Origin of the sequence: uncultured Maribacter sp. (genome assembly GCF_947496775.1) — a bacterium.
Lineage (GTDB): Bacteria > Bacteroidota > Bacteroidia > Flavobacteriales > Flavobacteriaceae > Maribacter_B.
On the sequence record NZ_CANMDU010000007.1, the window covers coordinates 107,798 to 130,039 of the forward strand.

Annotated in this window: 23 protein-coding genes; 10 read left to right on the plus strand and 13 right to left on the minus strand. The window is 33.4% G+C overall.

All coding sequences use genetic code 11. The features are described 5' to 3' along the window. Positions 1-6: 6 nt before the first annotated feature. On the plus strand, positions 7-1,164 hold the full coding sequence (locus tag Q0856_RS12320) for a methionine aminotransferase (protein WP_298505414.1): 1,158 nt from the start codon (positions 7-9) through the stop codon (positions 1,162-1,164). Here the strand turns inward: Q0856_RS12320 and Q0856_RS12325 are convergent. Further along, positions 1,161-1,724 carry a thioredoxin family protein gene (locus tag Q0856_RS12325; RefSeq protein ID WP_298505418.1) on the minus strand — a complete coding sequence of 188 codons (564 nt, stop codon included), beginning with the start codon at positions 1,722-1,724 and terminating at the stop codon, positions 1,161-1,163. The genes Q0856_RS12320 and Q0856_RS12325 overlap by 4 nt on opposite strands. 492 nt (positions 1,725-2,216) lie before the next feature. Here Q0856_RS12325 and Q0856_RS12330 point away from each other — a divergent pair, with 492 nt between their 5' ends. Both Q0856_RS12330 and Q0856_RS12335 read left to right on the plus strand, forming a co-directional pair. After that, positions 2,217-2,900 (plus strand): sensor histidine kinase, encoded by a 684-nt coding sequence (locus Q0856_RS12330; protein WP_298505420.1) that lies wholly within the window; start codon positions 2,217-2,219, stop codon positions 2,898-2,900. Beyond that, positions 2,897-3,589 (plus strand): LytTR family DNA-binding domain-containing protein, encoded by a 693-nt coding sequence (locus Q0856_RS12335; RefSeq protein ID WP_298474907.1) that lies wholly within the window; start codon positions 2,897-2,899, stop codon positions 3,587-3,589. The genes Q0856_RS12330 and Q0856_RS12335 overlap by 4 nt, the downstream gene beginning before the upstream one ends. Positions 3,590-3,922: 333 nt before the next feature. Here Q0856_RS12335 and Q0856_RS12340 read toward each other — a convergent pair whose 3' ends face one another. The 8 genes from Q0856_RS12340 to Q0856_RS12375 all read right to left on the minus strand — a co-directional run bounded on the left by Q0856_RS12340 (position 3,923) and on the right by Q0856_RS12375 (position 11,262). Next, the gene (locus Q0856_RS12340; RefSeq protein ID WP_298474909.1) at positions 3,923-4,576 is read right to left on the minus strand and encodes a CoA transferase subunit B; all 654 of its coding nucleotides are present in this window, start codon (positions 4,574-4,576) and stop codon (positions 3,923-3,925) included. A 25-nt stretch (positions 4,577-4,601) separates the two neighbouring features. Further along, complete coding sequence (locus Q0856_RS12345) at positions 4,602-4,955, minus strand: four helix bundle protein (protein ID WP_298474911.1); 354 nt, start codon at positions 4,953-4,955, stop codon at positions 4,602-4,604. Between the two features lie 31 nt (positions 4,956-4,986). Further along, complete coding sequence (locus tag Q0856_RS12350; RefSeq protein ID WP_298474913.1) at positions 4,987-5,685, minus strand: CoA transferase subunit A; 699 nt, start codon at positions 5,683-5,685, stop codon at positions 4,987-4,989. A gap of 138 nt (positions 5,686-5,823) precedes the next feature. After that, positions 5,824-8,184: a transglycosylase domain-containing protein gene (locus Q0856_RS12355; protein WP_298505423.1), complete on the minus strand. Its 2,361-nt coding sequence runs from the start codon at positions 8,182-8,184 to the stop codon at positions 5,824-5,826. Between the two features lie 4 nt (positions 8,185-8,188). Then, positions 8,189-8,677: a gliding motility lipoprotein GldH gene (locus Q0856_RS12360; RefSeq protein ID WP_298474917.1), complete on the minus strand. Its 489-nt coding sequence runs from the start codon at positions 8,675-8,677 to the stop codon at positions 8,189-8,191. Continuing rightward, positions 8,670-9,848: a regulatory iron-sulfur-containing complex subunit RicT gene (gene ricT / locus Q0856_RS12365; RefSeq protein ID WP_298474919.1), complete on the minus strand. Its 1,179-nt coding sequence runs from the start codon at positions 9,846-9,848 to the stop codon at positions 8,670-8,672. Before ricT ends, Q0856_RS12360 begins: the two co-directional genes overlap by 8 nt. 127 nt (positions 9,849-9,975) lie before the next feature. Further along, positions 9,976-10,224, minus strand: a complete 249-nt coding sequence (locus Q0856_RS12370; RefSeq protein WP_298505426.1) for a hypothetical protein — start codon at positions 10,222-10,224, stop codon at positions 9,976-9,978. 6 nt (positions 10,225-10,230) lie between these two features. Beyond that, complete coding sequence (locus Q0856_RS12375; protein WP_298474921.1) at positions 10,231-11,262, minus strand: rhodanese-related sulfurtransferase; 1,032 nt, start codon at positions 11,260-11,262, stop codon at positions 10,231-10,233. 361 nt (positions 11,263-11,623) lie between these two features. On the opposite strand from Q0856_RS12375, the gene recA reads away from it, so the two are divergent. The 4 genes from recA to Q0856_RS12395 all read left to right on the plus strand — a co-directional run bounded on the left by recA (position 11,624) and on the right by Q0856_RS12395 (position 15,302). Continuing rightward, positions 11,624-12,634 (plus strand): recombinase RecA, encoded by a 1,011-nt coding sequence (recA, locus tag Q0856_RS12380; RefSeq protein WP_298474923.1) that lies wholly within the window; start codon positions 11,624-11,626, stop codon positions 12,632-12,634. Between the two features lie 80 nt (positions 12,635-12,714). Then, entirely contained in the window at positions 12,715-13,137 is a 423-nt protein-coding gene (locus Q0856_RS12385; RefSeq protein WP_298505428.1) for a hypothetical protein, read from the plus strand. 21 nt (positions 13,138-13,158) lie between these two features. Continuing rightward, positions 13,159-13,722 (plus strand): sigma-70 family RNA polymerase sigma factor, encoded by a 564-nt coding sequence (locus Q0856_RS12390; RefSeq protein ID WP_298474927.1) that lies wholly within the window; start codon positions 13,159-13,161, stop codon positions 13,720-13,722. 56 nt (positions 13,723-13,778) lie between these two features. Beyond that, a complete protein-coding gene (locus Q0856_RS12395; protein WP_298505430.1) occupies positions 13,779-15,302 on the plus strand; it encodes a hypothetical protein in 1,524 nt (507 codons plus the stop codon). Here the strand turns inward: Q0856_RS12395 and Q0856_RS12400 are convergent. After that, positions 15,292-16,029, minus strand: coding sequence for a lysophospholipid acyltransferase family protein (locus tag Q0856_RS12400; protein WP_298505432.1), 738 nt, complete (start codon positions 16,027-16,029; stop codon positions 15,292-15,294). The genes Q0856_RS12395 and Q0856_RS12400 overlap by 11 nt on opposite strands. A gap of 102 nt (positions 16,030-16,131) precedes the next feature. Between Q0856_RS12400 and trpS the strand changes: the two genes are divergently transcribed. Further along, positions 16,132-17,100: a tryptophan--tRNA ligase gene (gene trpS / locus Q0856_RS12405; protein ID WP_298505434.1), complete on the plus strand. Its 969-nt coding sequence runs from the start codon at positions 16,132-16,134 to the stop codon at positions 17,098-17,100. A 31-nt stretch (positions 17,101-17,131) separates the two neighbouring features. Here trpS and Q0856_RS12410 read toward each other — a convergent pair whose 3' ends face one another. Next, a complete protein-coding gene (locus Q0856_RS12410) occupies positions 17,132-17,887 on the minus strand; it encodes an FKBP-type peptidyl-prolyl cis-trans isomerase (protein ID WP_298505435.1) in 756 nt (251 codons plus the stop codon). Between the two features lie 244 nt (positions 17,888-18,131). Then, positions 18,132-19,235 (minus strand): DNA-processing protein DprA, encoded by a 1,104-nt coding sequence (dprA, locus tag Q0856_RS12415; RefSeq protein WP_298505436.1) that lies wholly within the window; start codon positions 19,233-19,235, stop codon positions 18,132-18,134. Between the two features lie 104 nt (positions 19,236-19,339). On the opposite strand from dprA, the gene Q0856_RS12420 reads away from it, so the two are divergent. Then, positions 19,340-20,326, plus strand: coding sequence for an SPOR domain-containing protein (locus tag Q0856_RS12420; RefSeq protein ID WP_298505438.1), 987 nt, complete (start codon positions 19,340-19,342; stop codon positions 20,324-20,326). 113 nt (positions 20,327-20,439) lie between these two features. After that, positions 20,440-20,955, plus strand: coding sequence for an acyl-CoA thioesterase (locus tag Q0856_RS12425; protein ID WP_298474938.1), 516 nt, complete (start codon positions 20,440-20,442; stop codon positions 20,953-20,955). A 63-nt stretch (positions 20,956-21,018) separates the two neighbouring features. Here the strand turns inward: Q0856_RS12425 and Q0856_RS12430 are convergent, their stop codons facing one another. Then, complete coding sequence (locus Q0856_RS12430) at positions 21,019-22,236, minus strand: bifunctional alpha/beta hydrolase/OsmC family protein (protein WP_298505441.1); 1,218 nt, start codon at positions 22,234-22,236, stop codon at positions 21,019-21,021. Positions 22,237-22,242 lie beyond the last annotated feature (6 nt).

Genomic DNA, 22,242 nt, shown 5'->3' on the forward strand with positions numbered 1-22,242 from the left:
TTATAAATGTTGATACCCAAAAACCATATAGCTTCTAAGCTTCCAGATGTAAAAACGACTATATTTACTACTATTGGCATCTTAGCAAATAAGCATAAAGCAGTAAATTTGTCACAAGGATTTCCAAACTTTAAAGTGGACCCTCACTTACTAGATTTAGTTACAAAAGCAATGCACAATGGGCATAATCAATATGCTCCTATGGCTGGCGATATAAGTTTAAGAGAGACCATTTCACAAAAAATACAAACTCTATACAACCAAAAGTATAATCCTGAAACAGAGATAACAATTACCGCAGGTGCTACCCAAGCTATTTTTACTGCTATTACAGCTTTTATTTCTGTAGGAGATGAAGTAATTGTAATAAAACCTGCTTATGATAGCTATGAGCCTTCTATTATAGTAAATGGGGGTATTCCTGTTGCGATTACCATGTCTCCCAAAGACTATTCTATAGATTGGAACATATTTAAGAATAAAATTTCCTCTAAAACAAAGATGGTTATTATAAATACGCCTCATAACCCTACGGGAACTATTTGGAGTAAAAATGATATGCAACAATTAGAAGAAATTCTAAAAAACACCAATATAATAGTACTTAGTGATGAAGTATACGAACATCTTGTATTTGATGGGCAATCTCATGAAAGCGTAGCAAAATATAAAGACTTAGCAAATCGTAGTATTATATGTTCTTCTTTTGGTAAAACTTTTCATATTACAGGCTGGAAAATAGGATACTGCGTTGCCCCTTCATATTTAATGAATGAATTTAGAAAAACACACCAGTTTAATGTATTCTCTACGCATCATCCATCACAAATAGCCTTAGCTAAATATTTAAAAAACCCCAAGAGCTATAGTAGTCTTAGCTCCTTTTATCAAAAGAAAAGAGACTTTTTTGTTCAAGAATTGCAAGACTCTAAATTTAAAATTCTACCCTGTAAAGGCACTTATTTTCAGCTTTTAGATTATTCTAACATTACGCAAGAAAAAGATACTTCTTTTGCAGAGCGCCTTATTAAAAAGCACAAAATAGCTAGTATTCCTATCTCTGTTTTTAATGAAAATAATAGGGATGATAAGGTCTTACGTTTTTGTTTTGCCAAAACGCAAGACACATTGCAACAAGCAGTTGAGATATTAAAAGAACTTTAATTACTTTTTAGAGCATAATTTGCCGTGTAACTCCCTGTAATTATACTAAGAATATCCTTCTCCAAGCTTTTTACGGGACTTTCTACTATTCTATTTACTTCTTTACCATCTTTATAAAAAATAAAGGTGGGAACCTTAGTAATGTTTAATCCTTTTTCCTCTCCGGTAGGGCTTTTTTTATATTGCTCCCGAGTATTATTAAGAGCAACAATTTCTAATTTATTCTCTGGAAAATCTATAGCATTCAGTATTTTAAAAAATCTTGGAACTTCTCGCTTACTATCGCCACACCAAGTTCCTAAAAACACTTGTACATTATACTTTTTAAGTTTCCTCTTAATCCTTTTTATGGTTGTATAATCTACTTGATATCTATTAAAATTTGGAACAAACCAAGTTGCAAAAGAATGGCTTTGCAATCCCTTTTTATCAATTTTACCCAATAAAATTTCTTTTCCATTTTCCTCTATTATAAGGGAGTTAATCTCTTGTCCTTTACAGGTAATAATTCCCAAACAAAGAACAATTTGCAAAAACAAAAACCTACCTACTACTATCATAACTTTAGAATTAATATGTATTCCAAACCTATTTTAATCTGTAATCTTAGAAAAAAAGAATATTCCAAAAACCACCACAGCAATACGTACAACATCTTCCTAAATATAATGCGTTTGGTATTGCCAAAACAACGGTTGATATATTTAAACCTTTATTTACTTTACATTTTATAGGATTCTTAGTACTTTCCTATTTCAGAGCTTATGCATTTCTTTAGTAATCATATTACCAAAATCTTAATTCACCTACTCTTTTGGGTACTATTTATATTTATTTCTCTTTTTGTTTTCTCTAATTACTATTGGACGGAAAATCCTTTTTTGCAATATTTTTTCATTCTAGCCTGCATTGTATATTTTAACAATGGTATTTTGCTCCCCTACTTTATTAAAAAAAAGTACTATTTTTTATATGTAATTCTTATATCTGTTATTGCTTTTTTAGGCACGCAAGCTTACTGTAATTTTTTTGCCCAGTGTGGTTGTTCTATCATGAAGTGCCTATCGGATTACCTATGGCAAACCCTAGTGCCTATTGTCTTTTTTTCTTTTATATGGATGCTTTTTTCCTATCTAAAAAAAGAAGAAGAAGTACGAGAGATCAAAGAAAAAAATAATGAAATTGAGTTACAATTTTTAAAATCTCAAATAAACCCCCACGTACTTTTTAATAACCTAAACACTATATATTCTTACGCTTTAGAAGAACCTAAAAAAGTGCCCGAAATGGTTTTAATGTTATCCGACAATTTAAAACATGTTCTATACGAAAGCAATACAACCTTTGTTTCTTTGGAAAAAGAGCTAGATTATGTTACCAATTACATTGCGTTTCAAAAAATAAGAACCCAAAACATAAAAACTGTAATTTTTAAGAAGAATATAGATACTCTGAATTACAAAATTGCGCCATTACTTTTAATTACACTAATAGAGAATAGTTTTAAACATAGCGCATCTAAATCAACAATTAACATAGAAATCAATGTAGAGAATAGCGTATTACGTTTAGGTGTTACTAACAAAATTGCTATTCATAGCTCCGAAAATTTAGGCGTTCCTATTGGTTTAGCAAACTTAAAGAAACGTCTAAAGTTACTTTACAAGGATAAGCATGTATTAGTAATTGAGGTGACTGAAAATTATAGCGTACAACTAAAACTGGAATTAACATGAATTGCATATTAATAGAAGATGAAATTCCAGCCCAAAAAGTACTACTTAATTATATTTCTAAAATTCCAGAGGTTAATTTAATTGGGGTATTTCAATCCGCTTTAGACGCAAATAACACTATTACCAATACAGACATTGATTGTATCTTTTTAGATATTAATTTACCCGATATTTCTGGCCTTCAATTTATAAAAACCATTCCTAATTCTCCTGCGATTATAATGACAACGGCTTATCCCGAACATGCCGTTGAAAGTTTTGAGTTAGAAAATATTTGCGACTATTTAGTAAAACCCTTTTCTTTTGAGCGCTTTTTAAAAGCGGTAAATAAATACAAAAGAGGTCTTAATTTTACTGATTTGAAAGAAGGTAAAAAAGAAAACTGTATTTTTCTAAATGTTGATAAGACCCTTCATAAGATTGCAATACTAGACATTCTATGTATTTCTTCGGATAAAAATTATGTGACGGTTTACACCAAAACAAGGAAATTTACTTATTTAGATTCCTTAAAAAATTGGATAGAAAAACTTCCTGAATACAATTTTACGCAAATACATAAATCTCATATTATTAATCATGAAGAGATAAATAAAATATCTGGGAATATAGTTTATATGAGAGATCAAAAAATTCCGATTGGTCGTAGTTACAAATCTCAAATATTAAAAAAATTAAAAATCCACTAGAATCTATTGGATTAAAAAAGCAGCAACCTTTAACAAGACTGCTGCTTTTTTTAAAACTCTTTTTAGTTGTCTTACAACATAAATAGTTTTCGCATTAAGTGAACAACACCGCTAAAAAAATCATTTCTATAAACTTGAATTTCTTTTGGTGCTGGCATGTTGTTAATTTGGGCGTCCATTATATTAAATTGATTTGGGTTTTACTCTAATTTCGCACTATAAATGTACTTCATAACGGCATTGTTATTTAAATTATTGTTGCGTAAGTCACTATTTTTGTGGTGTAAAAGATTAAATGTTTTTTTACTCGATATATGACCCCTATAATTTATTCTAAATTTGCATCTCAGGTATTTCTCCATCAATAATTAAATTCCCTTCCGTCGCTTTTTTTATTTCTTCTACGCTAACTCCTGGAGCACGCTCTAATAACTTAAACCCTTGGTTGGTTACTTCTAATACTGCAAGATTAGTAACAATTTTCTTTACACAAGCAACACCAGTTAATGGCAAACTACATTTTTTTAATAATTTAGATGCTCCTGCTCTATTAGTATGCATCATGGCAACTATAATATTTTCTGCAGATGCTACTAAGTCCATTGCTCCTCCCATTCCTTTAACCATTTTTCCTGGAATTTTCCAATTGGCAATATCTCCTCTTTCAGAGACTTCCATAGCTCCTAAAATGGTAAGGTCTACATGTTGACCCCGAATCATCCCAAAACTCGTTACAGAATCAAAAAATGAAGCTCCTGGAAGGGTTGTAATGGTTTGTTTACCTGCATTAATAATATCCGCATCTTCTTCTCCTTCGTAAGGGAAAGGTCCCATTCCTAAAACACCATTCTCACTCTGGAATTCTACATCTATATCTTCTTGTACAAAATTAGCCACCAAGGTAGGTATGCCTATCCCTAAATTTACGTAATAGCCATCTTGTACTTCTTTTGCTATTCTTTTTGCTATTCCGTTTTTATCTAACATCTTTTTAAATTTGGAAATGTGTTAATTAGGATTTTTTACTTGTCGAAATAATTTTGGATATAATTAAAATTGAAGAATTTAAATTCTTCATTAAATTCTCTCCTGGGTTTGGGTAAAAATCAGAAGACTCACAAATTTCTAGCCAAAACATAAGTTCATCTGCCTCTTTTGCAGAGATTTTAAATTTGTGAATAAAATCTCTTTTACTCTCTGCATTCTGAGCTTCTCTAATATTAGCTCCTATTGATGTTCCACTTCTAAAAATCTGTGAAGCCATTTCAAACCTGTTATTAGCTCTAATCTGTTCTGAAAATGAAACCACTTCAAGAGCTAATTCAAAAGTTAACTTTACTATTAAATTTTCTTTATCGTTTCTCATTTTCAAATTAAATAATCCTCAAATCGTTTAATTACTTTTTTCTAACCGTTCTTTGTTCTATTCTTTTTTCATAATTACTTCCTTGAAAAATTCTTTTAACGAAAATCCCAGGGACATGAATTTCATTTGGATCTAATGTACCCGCAGGTACTAGTTCCTCTACCTCTGCAACTGTTATTTTTGCTGCGCCACACATTGCTGGATTAAAGTTACGAGCAGTTCCTTTAAAAATAAGATTGCCAGCTTCATCTCCTTTCCACGCTTTTACAAAAGAAAAATCGGCTTTATAAGCTTCTTCTAGCACGTACATTTTTCCATTAAACTGTCTTGTTTCTTTTCCTTCGGCTACTTCTGTACCATAACCAGCTGGAGTGTAAAATGCAGGAAAACCAGATTGTGCTGCTCTACATTTTTCTGCTAATGTTCCTTGCGGTGTAAGTTCTACCTCTAGCTCCCCACTTAACATTTGTCTTTCGAACTCATCATTCTCCCCTACATAAGAAGATATCATTTTTTTAATTTGATGTTTTTGCAATAGCAACCCCAAACCAAAATCATCTACCCCTGCATTGTTAGATATGCAGGTAATATCTTTAATTCCTAACGCAACCAATTCGGCAATTGCATTTTCTGGAATTCCACAAAGTCCAAAGCCCCCTAGCATAAAAGTCATTCCGCTTTGAACCCCCTGAAGAGCCTCTTGAACAGTGTCTACTTTTTTATTTATCATTATTGATTCTTCATATTTAGATTAAATATTAGTCCCATTTTAAATAATTCTCACTAAAAATACAAGTTTAATATGAAAAAAGCACCTTTCTATTAAATTTAATAGAAAGGTGCTTTTACTATTTTAGAATTAAAAACTCTAGAAATCTATCTCTTCTAAGTCATCCGCATCTTCTTCGTCTGAAGCTTCATCTTCTAATACTTTAGAACAGTCTACATTAATAGATAAGTCTTTTGGCTTAAGAAAACTCTTATCTGAAATACCTAATTCCTTATTTTCATAATTTTTTTTCATATAAACCCCCCATATTGGTAGTGCCATAGCCGCTCCTTGTCCGTATGTTATACTTTTAAAATGAATAGGTTTATCTTCTCCACCGACCCAAACTCCAGTAACCAAATTAGGAACTAAGCCCATAAACCAACCATCACTTTGATTTTGTGTGGTACCCGTTTTTCCAGCAATAGGATTTTTAAAGCCATATGGGTACCCAGTAATAACTTCATCGTATTCTTTTTTCCACTTATTTACGCCTGTTGTACGTAAGCGGGTTCCTGAACCACCTTGAGTAACCCCCTGCATTAAATCTAACATAGCATATGCTACATCTTTGCTAAGTACATCTTTAGTCTCTGGCACATATTCATATAGAACCGTTCCATTTTTATCCTCAATACGGGTAACCATTACGGGCTTTACGTAAACACCTTGATTTACAAAAGCACCATAAGCCCCTACCATTTCATACACATTGACATCAGGGGTACCTAATGCAATAGACGGAACTTCTGGAATTTCGGCAGTTATACCTAAATTTTTAGCAATAATTGCTACAGATTTAGGTCCTACTTTATCTATTAACTGGGCAGTAACCGTATTAATTGAATTTGCTAATGCCTTTTTTAAAGTATAATTATTCCCTGAATATTTTCCATCAGAATTTTTTGGACACCAAGGCTCTGGATTTCCATGCTTATCTGCTTCTATACAATATTGCGTATCTGGCAATTCGTCACAAGGAGAATAGCGTAATTGGTCTATTGCGGCTGCATAAACAAAAGGTTTAAAAGTAGAACCTGCTTGCATGGAACCCTGTATTACATTATCATATTGAAAATGTTTATAATTTATACCCCCAACCCATGCTTTTACATGCCCTGTTTGTGGTTCCATAGACATCATAGCGGTGCGTAAAAAAGTTTTGTAATAACGAATAGAATCCAGAGGAGTCATAACGGTATCTTTCTCCTTGTTTTCACTCTTCCAATCGAAAACCGTCATATCTTTTTTCTTGGTAAAAGAAGCTCGAATAACTTTTTCTGATTTTCCTTCTTTCTTCATTTGTCTCCAACGGTCCGAGTTTTTCATGGCTCTTTCCATAATACGGTTAATCTGATCTTTATCTACATCTAAAAACGGTGCTGTTTTATTCCTTTTTGGTGTATTTTGATGAAAAAATTCGGCTTGTAATTTTGTCATATGTTGCGAAACTGCGTCTTCTGCATTTGCTTGCATACGAGAATCTATAGTAGTATATATTTTAAGACCATCAAGAAAAAGATTCCATTTATCCCTTTCTCCTTCTAATGCCGGTTTTGGATTTTTCTTAATCCAGTCATTCATATAGCCTTGTAAATACATCCTAAAATAGGTTGCAAGACCGTCTCTGTGAGATTGTGGATTATAATTGAGTTTCATCTCTAAAGCCTGTAAAGAATCTTTTTCTTGCTCTGTTATATAATCATATCTTGCTAATTGCGCCAATACTACATTTCTCCTATTTTTAGTTCCTATAGGGTTTCTGTGCGGTCTTGGGTTATATAAGGAAGAATTTTTAAACATCCCAACTAACATTGCAGCCTCTTCTAGCTTTAAATCTTTAGGCTCTTTACCAAAATAAATTTTCGACGCCGAACGAATACCATCTGCATTATTACCAAAATCATAAATATTAAAATACATAGTCATGATTTCTTCTTTGGTATAATTGCGTTCTAGTCTTGTTGCAATTACCCACTCTCTTAGTTTTTGAGTATATTTTCTCCAATCTTTAACCCTAACACCTACGAACAACTGTCTAGCCAACTGCTGAGAAATGGTACTCCCCCCACCTGCATTTCTAAAAGTTAATTTAGCAAATAAGGCTCTGAAAAAACTCCTTGCATCTATTCCCGAATGCTCATAGTAACGCACATCTTCTGTGGCCACTAAAGCATCTATTAAATTTTGACTTAAATCTTCATATTTTATGGGGGTTCTATTATCGTCTAAATAATATTTTGAAAGTAATACCCCATCGCCAGAAATTACTTCCGAAGCTAAATTTGTTTGCGGATTTTCTAAACTTTCAAATGTAGGCATTTCACCTAACCAACCTCTGGATGCTAAAATAAAAACTAAAGCAACCATCGATATTCCTGCAACAAACAGTATCCAAAACCACTTTATAAACTTAAAAAAACTCCTTGTTTCTTTTTTCTTTACAGCTTTCTTTGCCATATGTTTACTCTTTGCTTTTTACTATTTCTAAACCAACATCAGTTACCCCTTCTAAGTCAATAACTCCTGGAATACTTCCGTTCTTACGCATAGCATGTGTTATTTCTAAAGTATATACGCCAGAACTAGGAAAAACGATGTTCTCTCTATACCACAATTTACTTTCTTTAATACTTCCTTGTCCCTTGCCTAACCATGTCCCATCTGGCAAAGCCATATTAAACTCCAAAGTATCTTTAACAACATCTCCATTAGGATACCCAAGCTCTGTAATTAAAAACAAATTACTATACGGGTAGTTTTGGTCATTCCTTATATTAATAAACATATGGTGCTTTTGTACCGTGTCTATCTCCGAAAAATTAAATGTAATAACATTATTCTTGTTCCAACTGGCATCATCTAGAGTTTGAAATTCAGATTTTACAATGGCATTATCACAAGAAACTGCAGTAAGAAATACTGCAACTAAAATTAAAAAAGACCTAAGCATTTTTGGGTTTTCTATTTTTGTTGTTCCTTCTTTTCTTATTCCTATTTTTATTGTTGTTTCTGTTTTTACTTCTTCGTTTTGGCTGATCAAAACGAGTAAGACTATCCTGCCCCACAACATTTTCAAAAACAACTTTTTCTTCTATAGTATTATCTATAGCATATTCTTCTAAACTTGTAACTTTTTCTTTCTTTCTATTCTTTGTAAGAATCTCTGTTACCTGCTCTTTAGAAAGAACATGCCAATTAGAAGGCTCATCCTTATAAGTAAACCACAAAAGCCCTTTAAAAATATCTGTTTTTTGACAATAAGCAAGCCCCTTCTCTGTATATAGTTTTGTATCCTGTCCAGGAAAGCCTTTTAGAGCATCTAAATAAGTATCTAACTCATAGTTAAGGCAACATTTTAACTTACCACACTGACCAGCAAGTTTTTGAGGATTTAAAGATAATTGCTGATAACGTGCAGCAGAGGTGCTAACGGATCTAAAATCTGTTAGCCAGGTAGAGCAACAAAGCTCTCTACCACAGGAACCAACACCTCCTAAACGTTGTGCTTCTTGGCGATAACCAATTTGACGCATTTCTATTCGAATACCAAAGGCCTTTGCCATATCTTTAATAAGCTGCCTAAAATCTACCCTTTCTTCTGCTGTGTAATAAAATGTAGCCTTAGAGCCATCTCCCTGGAATTCTACATCCGAAATTTTCATTTGCAGTTTTAAAACGATGGCTATTTCACGAGCACGCTTTTTAATTTCTTCCTCGCGGTCTCTACATTTTTGCCAAATGTCTATGTCTTTCTGCGAAGCTTTTCGGTAAATTTTAGATGAATCTTCAGCAGAAACATTGGCTTTTTTCTTTTTCATTTGTACTCTCACCAATTCTCCTGTGAGCGTAACCATACCAATATCATGACCAGATTGTGCCTGAGTAGCAACAATATCTCCTATAGAAAGCGTTAAACTTTCTGTATTTTTAAAAAATTCTTTTCTACTATTTTTAAATCGTACTTCAACAAAGTCAAAAGGTTTTTCCCCATTAGGAAGCGACATGTTAGAAAGCCAATCAAAAACCGTTAATTTATTACAACCATCCGTTCCGCAAGTACCATTGTTCTTACACCCCCCTGGTTGTCCGTCCTTTCCGGTTGAACAACTACTGCAACCCATAATTTATATCTAGATTTGAAAAGCAAGAAAATCGCCTTTCAAAAAAGGTTCATATTAATCTTAAATGTAAAGATACTATTTTTTAATGTGATAAAAAGAGAATGGTCTTTAGGATAATTAATATGCCTTATTCCATTTCATCATCATAATCTTCGGGAAAAACTTCTGCATCATCTAAATCATACTTAAAATATAATACCGCTCCAATAATCACTAAACTTATTCTAAATATCCAAGCAAGAGTGGGTCCAAAAAAATCCATCCAAACCAATAAAATAAAATTATAATCAAAGAAAGAAAGTATAATTGACCCTAATCCGAAAAGAGCCAATACCCCTCCTAATCTCTGTAACTTTAATTTTTGTTGAACTTCCACAATTATTTATTTTTTAAACTTTAGAACTGGGGATCTTCCTTTTTTAAAAATTTTATTACTTACGGTTTTCCCTTTTCGTAATTGTTTTTGTTCTTCAAATGGCAGTTCGTGAACTGTTTTACAATCATCGGAGCAACAATTGTTCATTTTTTTCGCGCAATCTTCACATTGAATAAATAATAAATGACATGCTTCATTTGCGCAATTAACGTGTTCATCACAAGGATTGCCACATTGATGACAATTGGCAATTACATCATCGGAAATACGTTCCCCTCTGCGATGGTCAAAAACAAAGTTTTTTCCAATAAATTTATTCTCTAAGCTCTTATTCTTTACTTGTCTAGTATATTCAATTATTCCTCCCTCTAATTGGTATACGTTTTTAAATCCTTTATGCTTGTAATATGCACTTGCCTTTTCACATCGGATTCCTCCTGTGCAATACATTACAAGTTTTTTATCTTCTTTAGAGTCTTTTAAATCTTGCTCAATAATGTCTAAAGAGTCTCTAAACGTATCTACATCTGGCGTAATTGCATTTTTAAAATGCCCTATTTCACTTTCATAATGATTACGCATATCTACCAAAACAGTGTCTGGGTCCTCTATAAGTTCATTAAACTTTTCAGCGCCAACATGTATTCCCTTATTAGTAACATCGAAAGTAGTATCATTGAGACCATCTGCAACAATCTTATGACGTACTTTAACTTTTAGTTTCAAAAAGGATTTGTTGTCTTGCTCAATAGCAATATTTAGGCGAACATTTTCTAAGAAAGAGATGCTATCTAAATGATGTTTAAATGCATCAAAATTTTCTGCCGGAACAGATAATTGGGCATTTATACCTTCATGGGCCACATAAATTCGTCCAAGAACATCCAAATTATTCCAAGAAATAAATAAGTGATTTCTAAAAACAGAAGTATTTTCTATTTGTGCATATTTGTAGAAAGAAATGGTAAGTCTCTCCTTACCCGCCTCTTCAATAAGAGCAGCTCTTTCCTTTGCACTTAATGTATTGTACAGTTGCATGCTATACTAATTTTAAGTTAAAAGAATATTTTGATGGTAAAATTAAACATTACTGTATTGAAAACAAAAAAGAGTCTTGAAAATTCAAGACTCTTTATCGACCAGTCCGATTAATCTTTTTCATAGCATTCTTTGAGTTTTGCTAAAAGGAGATGGTCATCATTGCCTACTGCCACTAAAAACAGTAGATTATATATTGAGTTAGTATATATACTTTTTTACAAGATGCATCTTTTTTAAAAAGGTTGCGTAATTTTTAATAATCTATCTCATTTTTCTTTTAATCTGTTAATAAAATTAAAATTGGTATTGCTATTTTGATAAAAGAATTGGTAATTTAGCTAGCCTAAAAAAATAGAAAATGAGTTCTGAAAAAGATGCGAAATTAAAAGCCCTTAAACTAACCCTAGATAAATTAGATAAGACCTACGGCAAGGGAGCTGTAATGAAACTAGGAGATAGTGTTATACAAGATGTAGAGGTGATTCCATCTGGTTCTCTAGGTCTTGACATTGCTTTAGGCGTTGGAGGTTATCCAAAAGGTCGTGTGATAGAAATATACGGGCCAGAATCTTCAGGTAAAACTACTTTAACTCTGCATGCTATTGCAGAAGCTCAAAAAAATGGAGGTATCGCTGCTTTTATTGATGCAGAACATGCTTTTGACCGTTTTTACGCTGAAAAATTAGGTATAGATATAGATAACCTAATTATTTCACAACCAGATAATGGAGAGCAAGCGTTAGAAATTGCAGACAACTTAATTCGTTCTGGTGCTATAGATATTGTTGTAGTCGATTCTGTTGCTGCCTTAACTCCTAAAAGTGAGATTGAAGGCGAAATGGGAGATTCTAAAATGGGACTTCATGCAAGACTTATGTCGCAAGCATTGCGTAAGTTAACGGGGTCTATTAGTAAAACCAATTGTACTGTAATCTTCATTAACCAATTAAGAGAAAAAATTGGAGTTATGTTTGGTAACCCAGAAACTACCACTGGTGGTAATGCCTTAAAATTTTACGCTTCTGTACGTATTGACATTAGAAGATCTACACAAATTAAAAATACAGATGGTGCTGTTCAAGGAAACAAAACCAGAATAAAAGTGGTTAAAAATAAAGTAGCCCCTCCTTTTAGAACTACAGAGTTCGATATTATGTATGGCGAAGGAATTTCTAAGGTAGGTGAAATTATTGACCTTGGAGTTGAATACGAGATAATTAAAAAAAGTGGTTCTTGGTTTAGCTATGGCGACACTAAATTAGGGCAAGGAAGAGATGCCGTAAAAGCATTGATTTTAGACAATCCGGAATTATTTGAAGAACTAGAAACAAAAATTCGTGAAGCAATTAATGCTGTAAAAGAAGCTTAAACCTTCCGTACTTCCTTTAAATAATACCTTAAAACGCAACCTTTGACATAAGCAAACATCTTAGAATAAAATGTTTGCTTATGAAAAGGCTTGTTTCCGTCATTTCTACAGTTTTTCTTGGGTTCCTCCTGAGCAACTGTAGCGCAGAAGATGACAGTCCAAACTTTCAGTTTGTTCCCCTACAAATAGTTAGTGCAGAATTACCAGAATCTTTTAATTTAGATGAAACCTACCAAATACAAGTTTCATTTATTAAACCAAATGGTTGTACCTTATACGAGGGTTTTGATGTCACCAAAGAAGACCAAACCGTACGTAATGTAGTTGTAGTTGGCTCTGAACGCATAGATACCGATGATTGTACAGAACAAGCCGTTGAACAAAAAGCCACATTTAATTTTGTTGTACTTTACAATGAAACTTATACCTTTAAGTTCTGGCTAGGCGAAACAGCTTCTGGCGAGGATGAATATTTAGAAATTAATGTTCCTGTTATTCCGTAACAATAAAAAACCATACTTAATTTGAGTCTAGAAGAACTCATACAAAAATGTAAAAAGAACGAAAGAAAGGCTCAGGCGGAATTGTACAGAACATTTTCTCCTGTACTTTTTGGTATTTGCCTAAAATACTCTAGCAATAAAACAGAGGCCGAAGATAATCTACACGATAGCTTCATGACCATTTATGAAAAAATAGGGCAATACAAATCTAAAGGTTCTTTCGAGGGTTGGTTAAAAAGAATAACTGTAAACACCGTATTACAGAAGTATCGAAAAAAAGAATACCTAAACGCAGTTACAGAAAACACAGAAGACATAGTAGAAGTGGAACAAGAGGATGCTGATATAAGCTTACAAACTTTACTAGGCTACATTCAGGAACTACCAACAAAATACAGAACCACTTTTAATTTGTATGTATTAGATGGGCATTCACATAAAGAAATAAGCGAACTTTTGGGTACTACTGTGGGTACTTCAAAATCTAACCTTGCAAGAGCTAGGTCCATATTAAAAGAAAAAATAGAAACCAAAACCGTTCAATCCATAGTAGGCATATTAATATTTGGATTGGAAAACACATAATACGCCACCTAATTTACCTAAACCAGTAAATTATAAAGGCATAAGATAGTATAAAGATGAGTAAGAAGAATTTAGACAAACTTTTCCAGGAAAAGTTTAGCAGCTTCCAAGAGTCCCCAGATTCAAAAGTCTGGCAGACCATAGAAGCATCCTTAAACCAGAAGGATAAAAAACGGAGAATTATACCACTTTGGTGGCAAATAGGCAGCATTGCTGCAATATTGGTTTTAGGATTATTCCTAATTAATCCGTTTACAACCACAGAAACTATATCTCCTTCTGTAATCACAGATACGGAAAATCCTGAGAAAATTTTAAAAGATAAAAGAACTTCTATTGAAAACGAAATAAAGAAGGTAAACTCGCAAGAAACAGAAACCACAAAGATTGCTGAAATAAACTCTAACAGCTCTTCTAGCGAGCAAAATCTTACTTTAAAACCCTCCAAAAACGGCAATACTCCTACTCCCCAAAATGTAGTACAACATACTACTGCAATTGCTACTAATGACGATTCTAAAGAAAAAGAACACGCAAATAAGCAAATCAACACTAGTAAAAACAAAGAAAAAACAAATACTCTCCTTTCCTTAACCCCTATAGAAAATACTATTGCCCAAGGAAATCAGAAAAAGGAAACTATTTCTACTGAAAAGTTACATACCACCAACCAAGTTGAAAAAGTTCTGGAAAAATCCCAGAAAACAGTAAATACTATTGCCGTTATTAACGAAAAGCAAAATACTGCAAAAGAGAAAGAAAAAAAATCTATTTACGACGAAATAGAAGCTCAAAAAACAGAAAAGAAAGAAGAAGCTATTGCAAATACAAAACCAAACAAATGGTCTGCCGGTGCCAGTATTGCCCCTGTATATTTTAATGCTTTAGGAGAAGGCTCTCCTGTTAGCGAAATGTTTGTATCCAATTCTAAATCTGGAGAAACCAATCTTAGTTATGGATTATCTATTGCCTATGAGGTAAGTAATAAATTAAGTATCCGCTCAGGAATACATAAAGTAGATTACGCCTATAACACCAATAATGTTCGTTTTTCGTCTAATTTTAATGGCCGAACAAATCAACAAATAAGCACTATAAACTATGACTCTTCTTCCTCTAATTTAGAAATTTTAAGTGCAAGTACCGAAGCGTTAACTGCTGATTCTCCAAAAGAAAAATTTGTAGCCAATGACGTTTTATCTTCCAAAAGTCCAACAAGAGATGGTGTTATGTCTCAACAATTCGATTATTTAGAAGTTCCCTTAGAACTTAAATACCAATTGGTAGATTCTAAATTTGGAGTAGATTTAATTGGTGGTGTAAGCTCCTTATTCTTACTTGACAATTCTGTACTTCTTTCATCAGGGAGCATTACAACAACACTAGGAGAAGCTAATAATATGAACAGCATAAACTTTAGCACCAATATTGGCCTAGGCTTAAATTACAAATTCACTTCTAAAATAAAAATTAATGTAGAACCCATGTTTAAATATCAATTAAACACATTCTCTAATACAGAAGGAACTTTTGAACCTTATTCTATAGGTGTATATAGCGGGTTAACTTTTAAGTTTTAGAAGTTAACTCCTTATAAATAACCTCTCTAACTTCTTCTCGTAACGTAATTTTATCTTCTTCAGCCAATATACCAGTTTCGAAGAAAGAGTGTAATTTTGCTCTTGTTGTACCCGGAAAGCCGCTAAAAAAAGTAAAAGAGAATCTTTTTTTATTGTCAAAGAAAGTCATAGGTACAACAGGAATACTATGAGCAATAGCCATTTTAAAAGCTCCATCTTTAAATTTATCTAAAACAATATGTTCTTCGGGGACACCTCCCTCAGGAAAAATACAAATACTTAATCCTTGTTGCAATCTTCGTTGCGCCCTTCTATAAACTCCTGTTCTACTTTTGGTACTCTCACGATCTACTAAAATACAGACCCGCTTATAGAAAAACCCAAATACAGGGATTTTAACCAATTCCTTTTTTCCAACAAAAACAAAAGGATTTTTACTTACGTAGAGCATTAGCATAATATCTAACATGCTGGTGTGGTTTGCAACAAGCATATAGCTTTTTCCCTTTATTAATTTTTGCTCACGGAGTACTTTAGGTGGGCAACCCATACCATATAAAATAGGCTTTGCCCATAAATTTCTTGCCAACCAAAAAAACTGAGGGTACCATTTTTCTTTAATAGAAAATAAAACCAAAAAAGGAAAAAACAAAAATATAGGAATAGCCACTAAAACATAAAACCAAATACGATATAGAAGCCAGAATATATATTTAAAAACAATCATTGAAATCAAAAATACATAATTGTAACGAGCTATTCTATTAAAAAAATTACCTTTGCTTTTTGTTTAACTCTTTAAAAAGATACCTGCATTTCAGGTAATGCCATGTCTAGAATTTTAACAGGAATACAAAGTACGGGAACACCACATTTAGGAAATATTTTAGGAGCAATTATGCCAGCAATTGAAATGGCGCAAGACCCAAAAAGTGAGTCTTTCTTATTTATTGCAGATATGCATTCTCTTACCCAAATAAAAGACGGAGAAACTTTACGCAACAACACCTATGCAACTGCTGCGACGTGGCTTGCCTTTGGATTAGATGTTAATAAGACTGTATTTTATAGACAGAGTGATGTTCCACAAGTTACAGAACTTACATGGTACTTAAATTGTTTCTTTCCATACCAAAGGCTAACTCTTGCGCATTCTTTTAAAGATAAAGCAGACCGTTTAGAAGATGTAAATGCAGGTTTGTTTAGCTACCCAATGCTAATGGCCGCAGATATTCTTTTATACGATGCCGAAATAGTACCAGTTGGCAAGGACCAATTACAGCATTTAGAAATGACCCGAGACGTTGCTTCTCGTTTTCATGCGCAATTAGGAGAAACCTTTGTTTTACCAGACGCTAAAGTACAAGAAGAAACCATGTACATCCCTGGTACAGATGGAGCCAAAATGAGTAAGAGCAAAGGGAATTTAATTAATCTATTCCAAACAGATAAGAAATTGCGTAAGCAAATTATGGGGATACAAACCGATAGTACTCCCATGGAAGACCCTAAAGATCCAGAGACCGATAATGTGTTTGCTTTATATAAAATCTTGGCTAATGAAGAACAGATTGCTGAAATGCGTTCGAATTACTTAAATGGAAATTACGGTTACGGCCATGCAAAACAAGCTTTATATGAAGTTATAGTAGATCAATTTGGGGAAGCTCGAGAAAAGTTTAACTACTATATGAATAATCTAGAAGAGATTGATGCTGCTTTGGCTCTTGGAGCAGAAAAAGCCTCTAAAGTAGCTGATGATGTATTAGCAAGAGTAAGAACAAAACTCGGGTATTAAGAAATTTTTTCTTACTCTTACATACATCTATTTACTTTTCAATAGACAATAACTCTACATCAAAAATAAGAGCTGCGTATGGAGGTATAGACCCCCCAGCACCTCTTTGTCCGTATGCCAAATTCTGAGGAATATAAACTCTCCATTTAGAACCAACTGGCATTAATTGTAAAGCTTCTGTCCAACCAGATATAACCTGTGATACTGCAAAAATTATAGGTTCTCCTCTTTTTATAGAACTATCAAAAACCTTCCCATCAATTAATTTCCCTTCATAATGTACTTTTACTTTATCAGATGCTATTGGTTTTTCCCCATTTCCAGCAGTTAAAACTTCATATTGCAAACCACTTTCTGTGGTTATAATTCCTGGTTTCTTACCATTCTCTGCTAAGAAAAGTTCCCCGGCCTCACTTAATTCTTTTGCTTTTTTCTCCTGAATTTCCTGAATGCTCTTTTGTACTTCTGCACGTGCTTCTTCTGAAGATATCTTTTCTTTTCCTTTAAAAGTATCTTCCAAAGCTATTGCAAATACATTATAAGCTAAGGAATCTACTCCTACCGTCTTTAAGTTAGATCCAATTTCTACTCCAAAAGCGTAACTAAATTTATGAAGCGTATCTTCTAAATTTACTTCTCTAGATTTTTTAATCTGATTTAGTTGCACTTTCATTTCTGTAGCCTCGGCTTTTAGTTTAGCTACCTCAGCTATTAGATCTTTCTTTTTTTGACCAAAACTAGCAACGCTCATAAATAGAACCATTGCCACCAATATTAAATTCTTCATTTTACTATATAATTTGGCACGAAAATAATCAAATTCTAAAATAGAAAGGCTTTGGACTTTATCTATTTAAAAAATGATGAAACAAACCGCTTAGTTTGTGGCCAACCTTATATTATTAGGACAAAATTACTCGGGTAAGGATATCTTGTTTTCTTTATCCGATAAAGGCATTTTACTATTTACCCTTTCTCTTTAAAATGCCAAAAAACAAACCCGGCAGTCTGTTTTATAAATACCATTTCTCTTATAAAGCTTCAAAAATCTTACCGGGCAAAGGTCGTATTACACCTTTCATTTCCATATTTAAAAGGGTAGAAGAAATTTTATAAACTGGTAGTTTACATTCCAAAGCTATAACATCTAAAAGTTGCTTTCCTTCTTTTTGAAGATAGCTATAAATTATTTTCTCTTCTGTATCTAGTTCTACAAAAAGTTGTTTTTGTATTGTTGGAGTTTTCTTCACCTCCATTTCCCAATCTAACATATAAACTAAGTCCGCCGCTGAAGTAAGCATATGCGCTTTTTGCTGTTTTATAAGGTTATTGCAACCTAAACTATATTTGTCTTTTGCTCTGCCGGGCACCGCAAAAACATCGCGACTATAACTATTCGCAATATCCGCCGTTACCAAACTTCCTCCTTTTTCTGCTGACTCAATGACAACCGTAGCTTCTGCCATACCCGCAATTACTCTATTACGTTTTAAGAAATTCTCTCTTTCTGGATTACTAGTACTCCAAAACTCGGTAAAAAACCCGCCATTCTTTTCTACTTCTGAAACATATTTTGCGTGGGTTTTAGGGTATATTTGATTTAGCCCATGCGCCAAACAACCAATAGTTTGTAAGCCATGTTTTATAGCCGCTTTTTGAATACAAATATCTACTCCATAAGCAAAACCACTAACAATTACTGGATTTAAAGGAGCTATACTCTCTATAAATTCTTCGCAAAAGGCGGTTCCGTAACTTGTTATCTTTCTTGTGCCAACTACACTAATTATTTTACGGTCTCCTAGGTCTATTTTTCCTTTTTTAAACAATAATATAGGACTATCAATACAGTGTTTTAGATATCTCGGATAATCCTCATTAGCGAAGTAACTATATTCCAGATTATTACCTTGAATATAGGCAAATTCTGATTCTGCAGACTCCAAATGTTCTCCATCAAATAAACCTTTTAAAGTATGCATTCCTACACCATCGATTTTTAAAAGATTTTGCAATTTATCTTCAAAAATAGCAGAGGCACTACCACAATGTGTAATTAATTTTTTAGCCGTTACATCGCCAATATTAGGTACTCTCTGCAATCGTAAAACTGCAATTAATTCAGTAGTAGTCATTTATAAATTGTGCTTAGTTATTCACAAAATACTAAAAATATAATGTTAATAAAAAGTTATGCGAAGTGTTTCTTAGACCCCATTTTTTTTTCATATTTGTGTTGATGGTATTAGAACACTATATAAGCGATTTACTATACAGATATAACTGTGTTGTTGTTCCTAATTTTGGAGCCTTCTTAACTAATAAGAGAGGAGCACAATTAGTAGGAGATACGAATACATTTCATGCTCCAACTAAAGAAGTTTCTTTTAATGCACAATTAACAACCAATGATGGTTTATTGGTTTCTTATATTGCAGAAGTAGAAAAAACTACCTATGAAGATGTATTATCAAAGATGGATACATTAACGCAGGATTGGAAATCTCAATTACAAAATGTTGGAAGAATTCATTTAGAAAAAATTGGTCTTTTAACATTAAGCTCGGAAGGTAAAGTTCTATTTCAACCGCAATCGCAAATAAATTACCTTACCAGTTCTTTTGGTTTGTCTTCATTTTCCTCTTCTTCCATTACTCGTGAAGTTTTAAAAGAGGAAGTAGAAGAATTAGAAGAAAGAATACCTTTTATAATTACTCCTGAAAAAAGGGAAGAATCCTCTTTTAGACCTTATTTAAAATATGCTGCTATATTTTTACTAGCCCTTTCTACAGGACTAACGGCATATAGAGGGTATAAACATTCTGTAACTACAGAGCAATTAGTACAACAAGATGCCCAAAACCAGGTTTCTAAACACATACAGGAAGCTACTTTTTTTGATACTACTCCATTAGAGCTGCCTTCTATTACTTTAGATGCAACGACCACAACCATTAAGAATGCAATTAACGACAATGCTGGTGAAGATGCCTCTCAAACAGTACATCATATTGTAGCGGGTGCATTTCGCTACAAAACCAATGCCAAAAAGAAGATAAGGCAACTAAAAAGACGTGGGTATAATGCGGCTTATTTTGGAACAAATGCGCATGGTTTACACATGGTAACTTATGAACGTTTTACAGATGTAGATACTGCCTTAGAAACATTACGCTCTATAAAAAACTCGCACTCCAAGGACGCATGGCTACTTTCTGCTAAATAGCAACTATTTACTCTATTTTTCTAAACAAATACTATAACTAATAATTGTATTGGTTATAATTAATTACAGCTATGCTCATTTTAAGGGCGTATCTTTGTTAAAAATTATATGGTATGGAATTTAAAACACCCAATAATTCTAGGACATTAATGACGGATATGGTTTTACCTAGCGAAACCAACCCGTTAAACAACTTATTTGGCGGCGAACTTTTAGCGCGAATGGATAGAGCTGCAAGTATTGCCGCCAGAAGACATAGTAGAAGAATTACAGTAACTGCTTCTGTAAATCATGTTGCATTTAACCAAGCTGTACCTGTTGGTAGTGTAGTAACTGTAGAAGCTGCTGTTTCTAGAGCTTTCAATAGCTCCATGGAGGTGTACTTAGATGTTTGGATGGAAGATAGATTTAGTGGAGAACGCACCAAAGCAAATGAAGCTATATATACTTTTGTAGCTGTGGATGAAAATGGAAAACCAACGAAAGTACCACAATTAAAACCGGAAACAGAGTTAGAAAAGGAACGTTTTAACGGTGCTTTGCGAAGAAAACAGTTAAGTCTTGTGCTAGCCGGAAAAATGAAGCCTAATGAAGCTACAGAGCTTCGTGCGTTGTTCATGGGAGAGTAGGCCTCCAAATAGAAAGTCTACTTGGCATTTAAATCTCAATTACCGAGTATATCTTTCTGTAGTTTAAACCATACTGGTATCTATTATAACCTCACTTTGGAGTGTTTTATGAACGGGACATTTGCTAGCAATCTCTTTTAATCTCTGCACTTGGGATTCATCTAGATTCCCTACAAATTTTAGTTTCTTTTCTAAATAATCAAAACGGGTGGGTTTATCTACTGATAAACCTAAATCATCGCTATGCTTTTTAGAATAGGTAATATATACAAACACTTCTTGCAAATCCCATTTTTTACGCTCGGCATACATTTTTAGAGTCATTACTGTACAAGCAGCCAAACCGGCGCTTAGAAAATCATACGGAGATGGCCCAAAATCGTCCCCACCAATACTCTCAGGTTCATCAGCTATAAAAGAATGCTTTTTGGTCTGAATAGAGGTTGTGAAATTATCTTCTAGCAAATTTAAATGCCCCACCAATTGCTCCCCTTCTGTAGAAATCATACTATTTTCTTCTTGGGGAAAATAACGTTGCGCCCAAGAGCCAATTATACTACCGACATACATACTATCTACTGTATTTGTAAGTAAATGATCTGCACTATCTAAACTAATAAAACTTTTAGGGTGATGCGCATTATGATATATTTGTTGCGCATTTTCTACACCAACAATAGTATCTGTAGGCGAATGCATAACTAAAATTGGTTTTCTTAATTTTTTAGTTATTTCTGGTAAGTTGGTCTTTTTAAAATCGCGAACAAAATCCTGATTAATTTTAAAAGGCCTACCTCCAATATGTACCTCAACTTCTCCCTTCTCCGCAATTTCTGCGGCATCATGTGAAAACAAATGGGTAACATGATCTACAGTTGCCGGCGCTCCAATAGTAGCAACAGCTTTAATATTATCTAACTTATATGCGGCTACAATAGCTGCAGCTCCTCCCAAAGAATGCCCAACCAACAAGCTCGGAGCTTTATATTCTTTGGTAATAAATGCATTAACAGCAAGCAAGTCATCTACATTCCCTGAAAAATGGCTATCTGCAAATTCCCCTTCACTCCTACCTAAACCCGTAAAATCAAAACGCACTACTCCAAACCCATGATTAGTTAAAGACCTGCTTATATTTTTAACAGCACTTAAAGTACTATTGCAAGAAAAGCAGTGCGCAAATATTGCATAGTTATTGGGTTTTTGATTTGCAGGTAATTCTAGATATGCCTGTAATTTAAAACCTTTATTATTTACTATATGCAGTTTAATGTTTTTCATGATTCT

Bases quoted from the DNA above. Each gene is read 5' to 3' on its own strand.
- trpS (WP_298505434.1), top strand. From the start codon at position 16,132: ATGTCTAGAATTTTAACAGGAATACAAAGTACGGGAACACCACATTTA.
- Q0856_RS12420 (WP_298505438.1), top strand. From the start codon at position 19,340: ATGGTATTAGAACACTATATAAGCGATTTACTATACAGATATAACTGT.
- Q0856_RS12425 (WP_298474938.1), top strand. From the start codon at position 20,440: ATGGAATTTAAAACACCCAATAATTCTAGGACATTAATGACGGATATG.
- Q0856_RS12410 (WP_298505435.1), bottom strand. From the start codon at position 17,887: ATGAAGAATTTAATATTGGTGGCAATGGTTCTATTTATGAGCGTTGCT.
- Q0856_RS12430 (WP_298505441.1), bottom strand. From the start codon at position 22,236: ATGAAAAACATTAAACTGCATATAGTAAATAATAAAGGTTTTAAATTA.
- Q0856_RS12395 (WP_298505430.1), top strand. From the start codon at position 13,779: ATGAGTAAGAAGAATTTAGACAAACTTTTCCAGGAAAAGTTTAGCAGC.
- dprA (WP_298505436.1), bottom strand. From the start codon at position 19,235: ATGACTACTACTGAATTAATTGCAGTTTTACGATTGCAGAGAGTACCT.
- Q0856_RS12400 (WP_298505432.1), bottom strand. From the start codon at position 16,029: ATGATTGTTTTTAAATATATATTCTGGCTTCTATATCGTATTTGGTTT.
- Q0856_RS12320 (WP_298505414.1), top strand. From the start codon at position 7: ATGTTGATACCCAAAAACCATATAGCTTCTAAGCTTCCAGATGTAAAA.
- Q0856_RS12355 (WP_298505423.1), bottom strand. From the start codon at position 8,184: ATGGCAAAGAAAGCTGTAAAGAAAAAAGAAACAAGGAGTTTTTTTAAG.
- Q0856_RS12345 (WP_298474911.1), bottom strand. From the start codon at position 4,955: ATGAGAAACGATAAAGAAAATTTAATAGTAAAGTTAACTTTTGAATTA.
- Q0856_RS12385 (WP_298505428.1), top strand. From the start codon at position 12,715: ATGAAAAGGCTTGTTTCCGTCATTTCTACAGTTTTTCTTGGGTTCCTC.
- Q0856_RS12330 (WP_298505420.1), top strand. From the start codon at position 2,217: ATGAAGTGCCTATCGGATTACCTATGGCAAACCCTAGTGCCTATTGTC.
- Q0856_RS12350 (WP_298474913.1), bottom strand. From the start codon at position 5,685: ATGATAAATAAAAAAGTAGACACTGTTCAAGAGGCTCTTCAGGGGGTT.
- recA (WP_298474923.1), top strand. From the start codon at position 11,624: ATGAGTTCTGAAAAAGATGCGAAATTAAAAGCCCTTAAACTAACCCTA.
- Q0856_RS12335 (WP_298474907.1), top strand. From the start codon at position 2,897: ATGAATTGCATATTAATAGAAGATGAAATTCCAGCCCAAAAAGTACTA.
- ricT (WP_298474919.1), bottom strand. From the start codon at position 9,848: ATGGGTTGCAGTAGTTGTTCAACCGGAAAGGACGGACAACCAGGGGGG.
- Q0856_RS12360 (WP_298474917.1), bottom strand. From the start codon at position 8,677: ATGCTTAGGTCTTTTTTAATTTTAGTTGCAGTATTTCTTACTGCAGTT.
- Q0856_RS12325 (WP_298505418.1), bottom strand. From the start codon at position 1,724: ATGATAGTAGTAGGTAGGTTTTTGTTTTTGCAAATTGTTCTTTGTTTG.
- Q0856_RS12340 (WP_298474909.1), bottom strand. From the start codon at position 4,576: ATGTTAGATAAAAACGGAATAGCAAAAAGAATAGCAAAAGAAGTACAA.
- Q0856_RS12375 (WP_298474921.1), bottom strand. From the start codon at position 11,262: ATGCAACTGTACAATACATTAAGTGCAAAGGAAAGAGCTGCTCTTATT.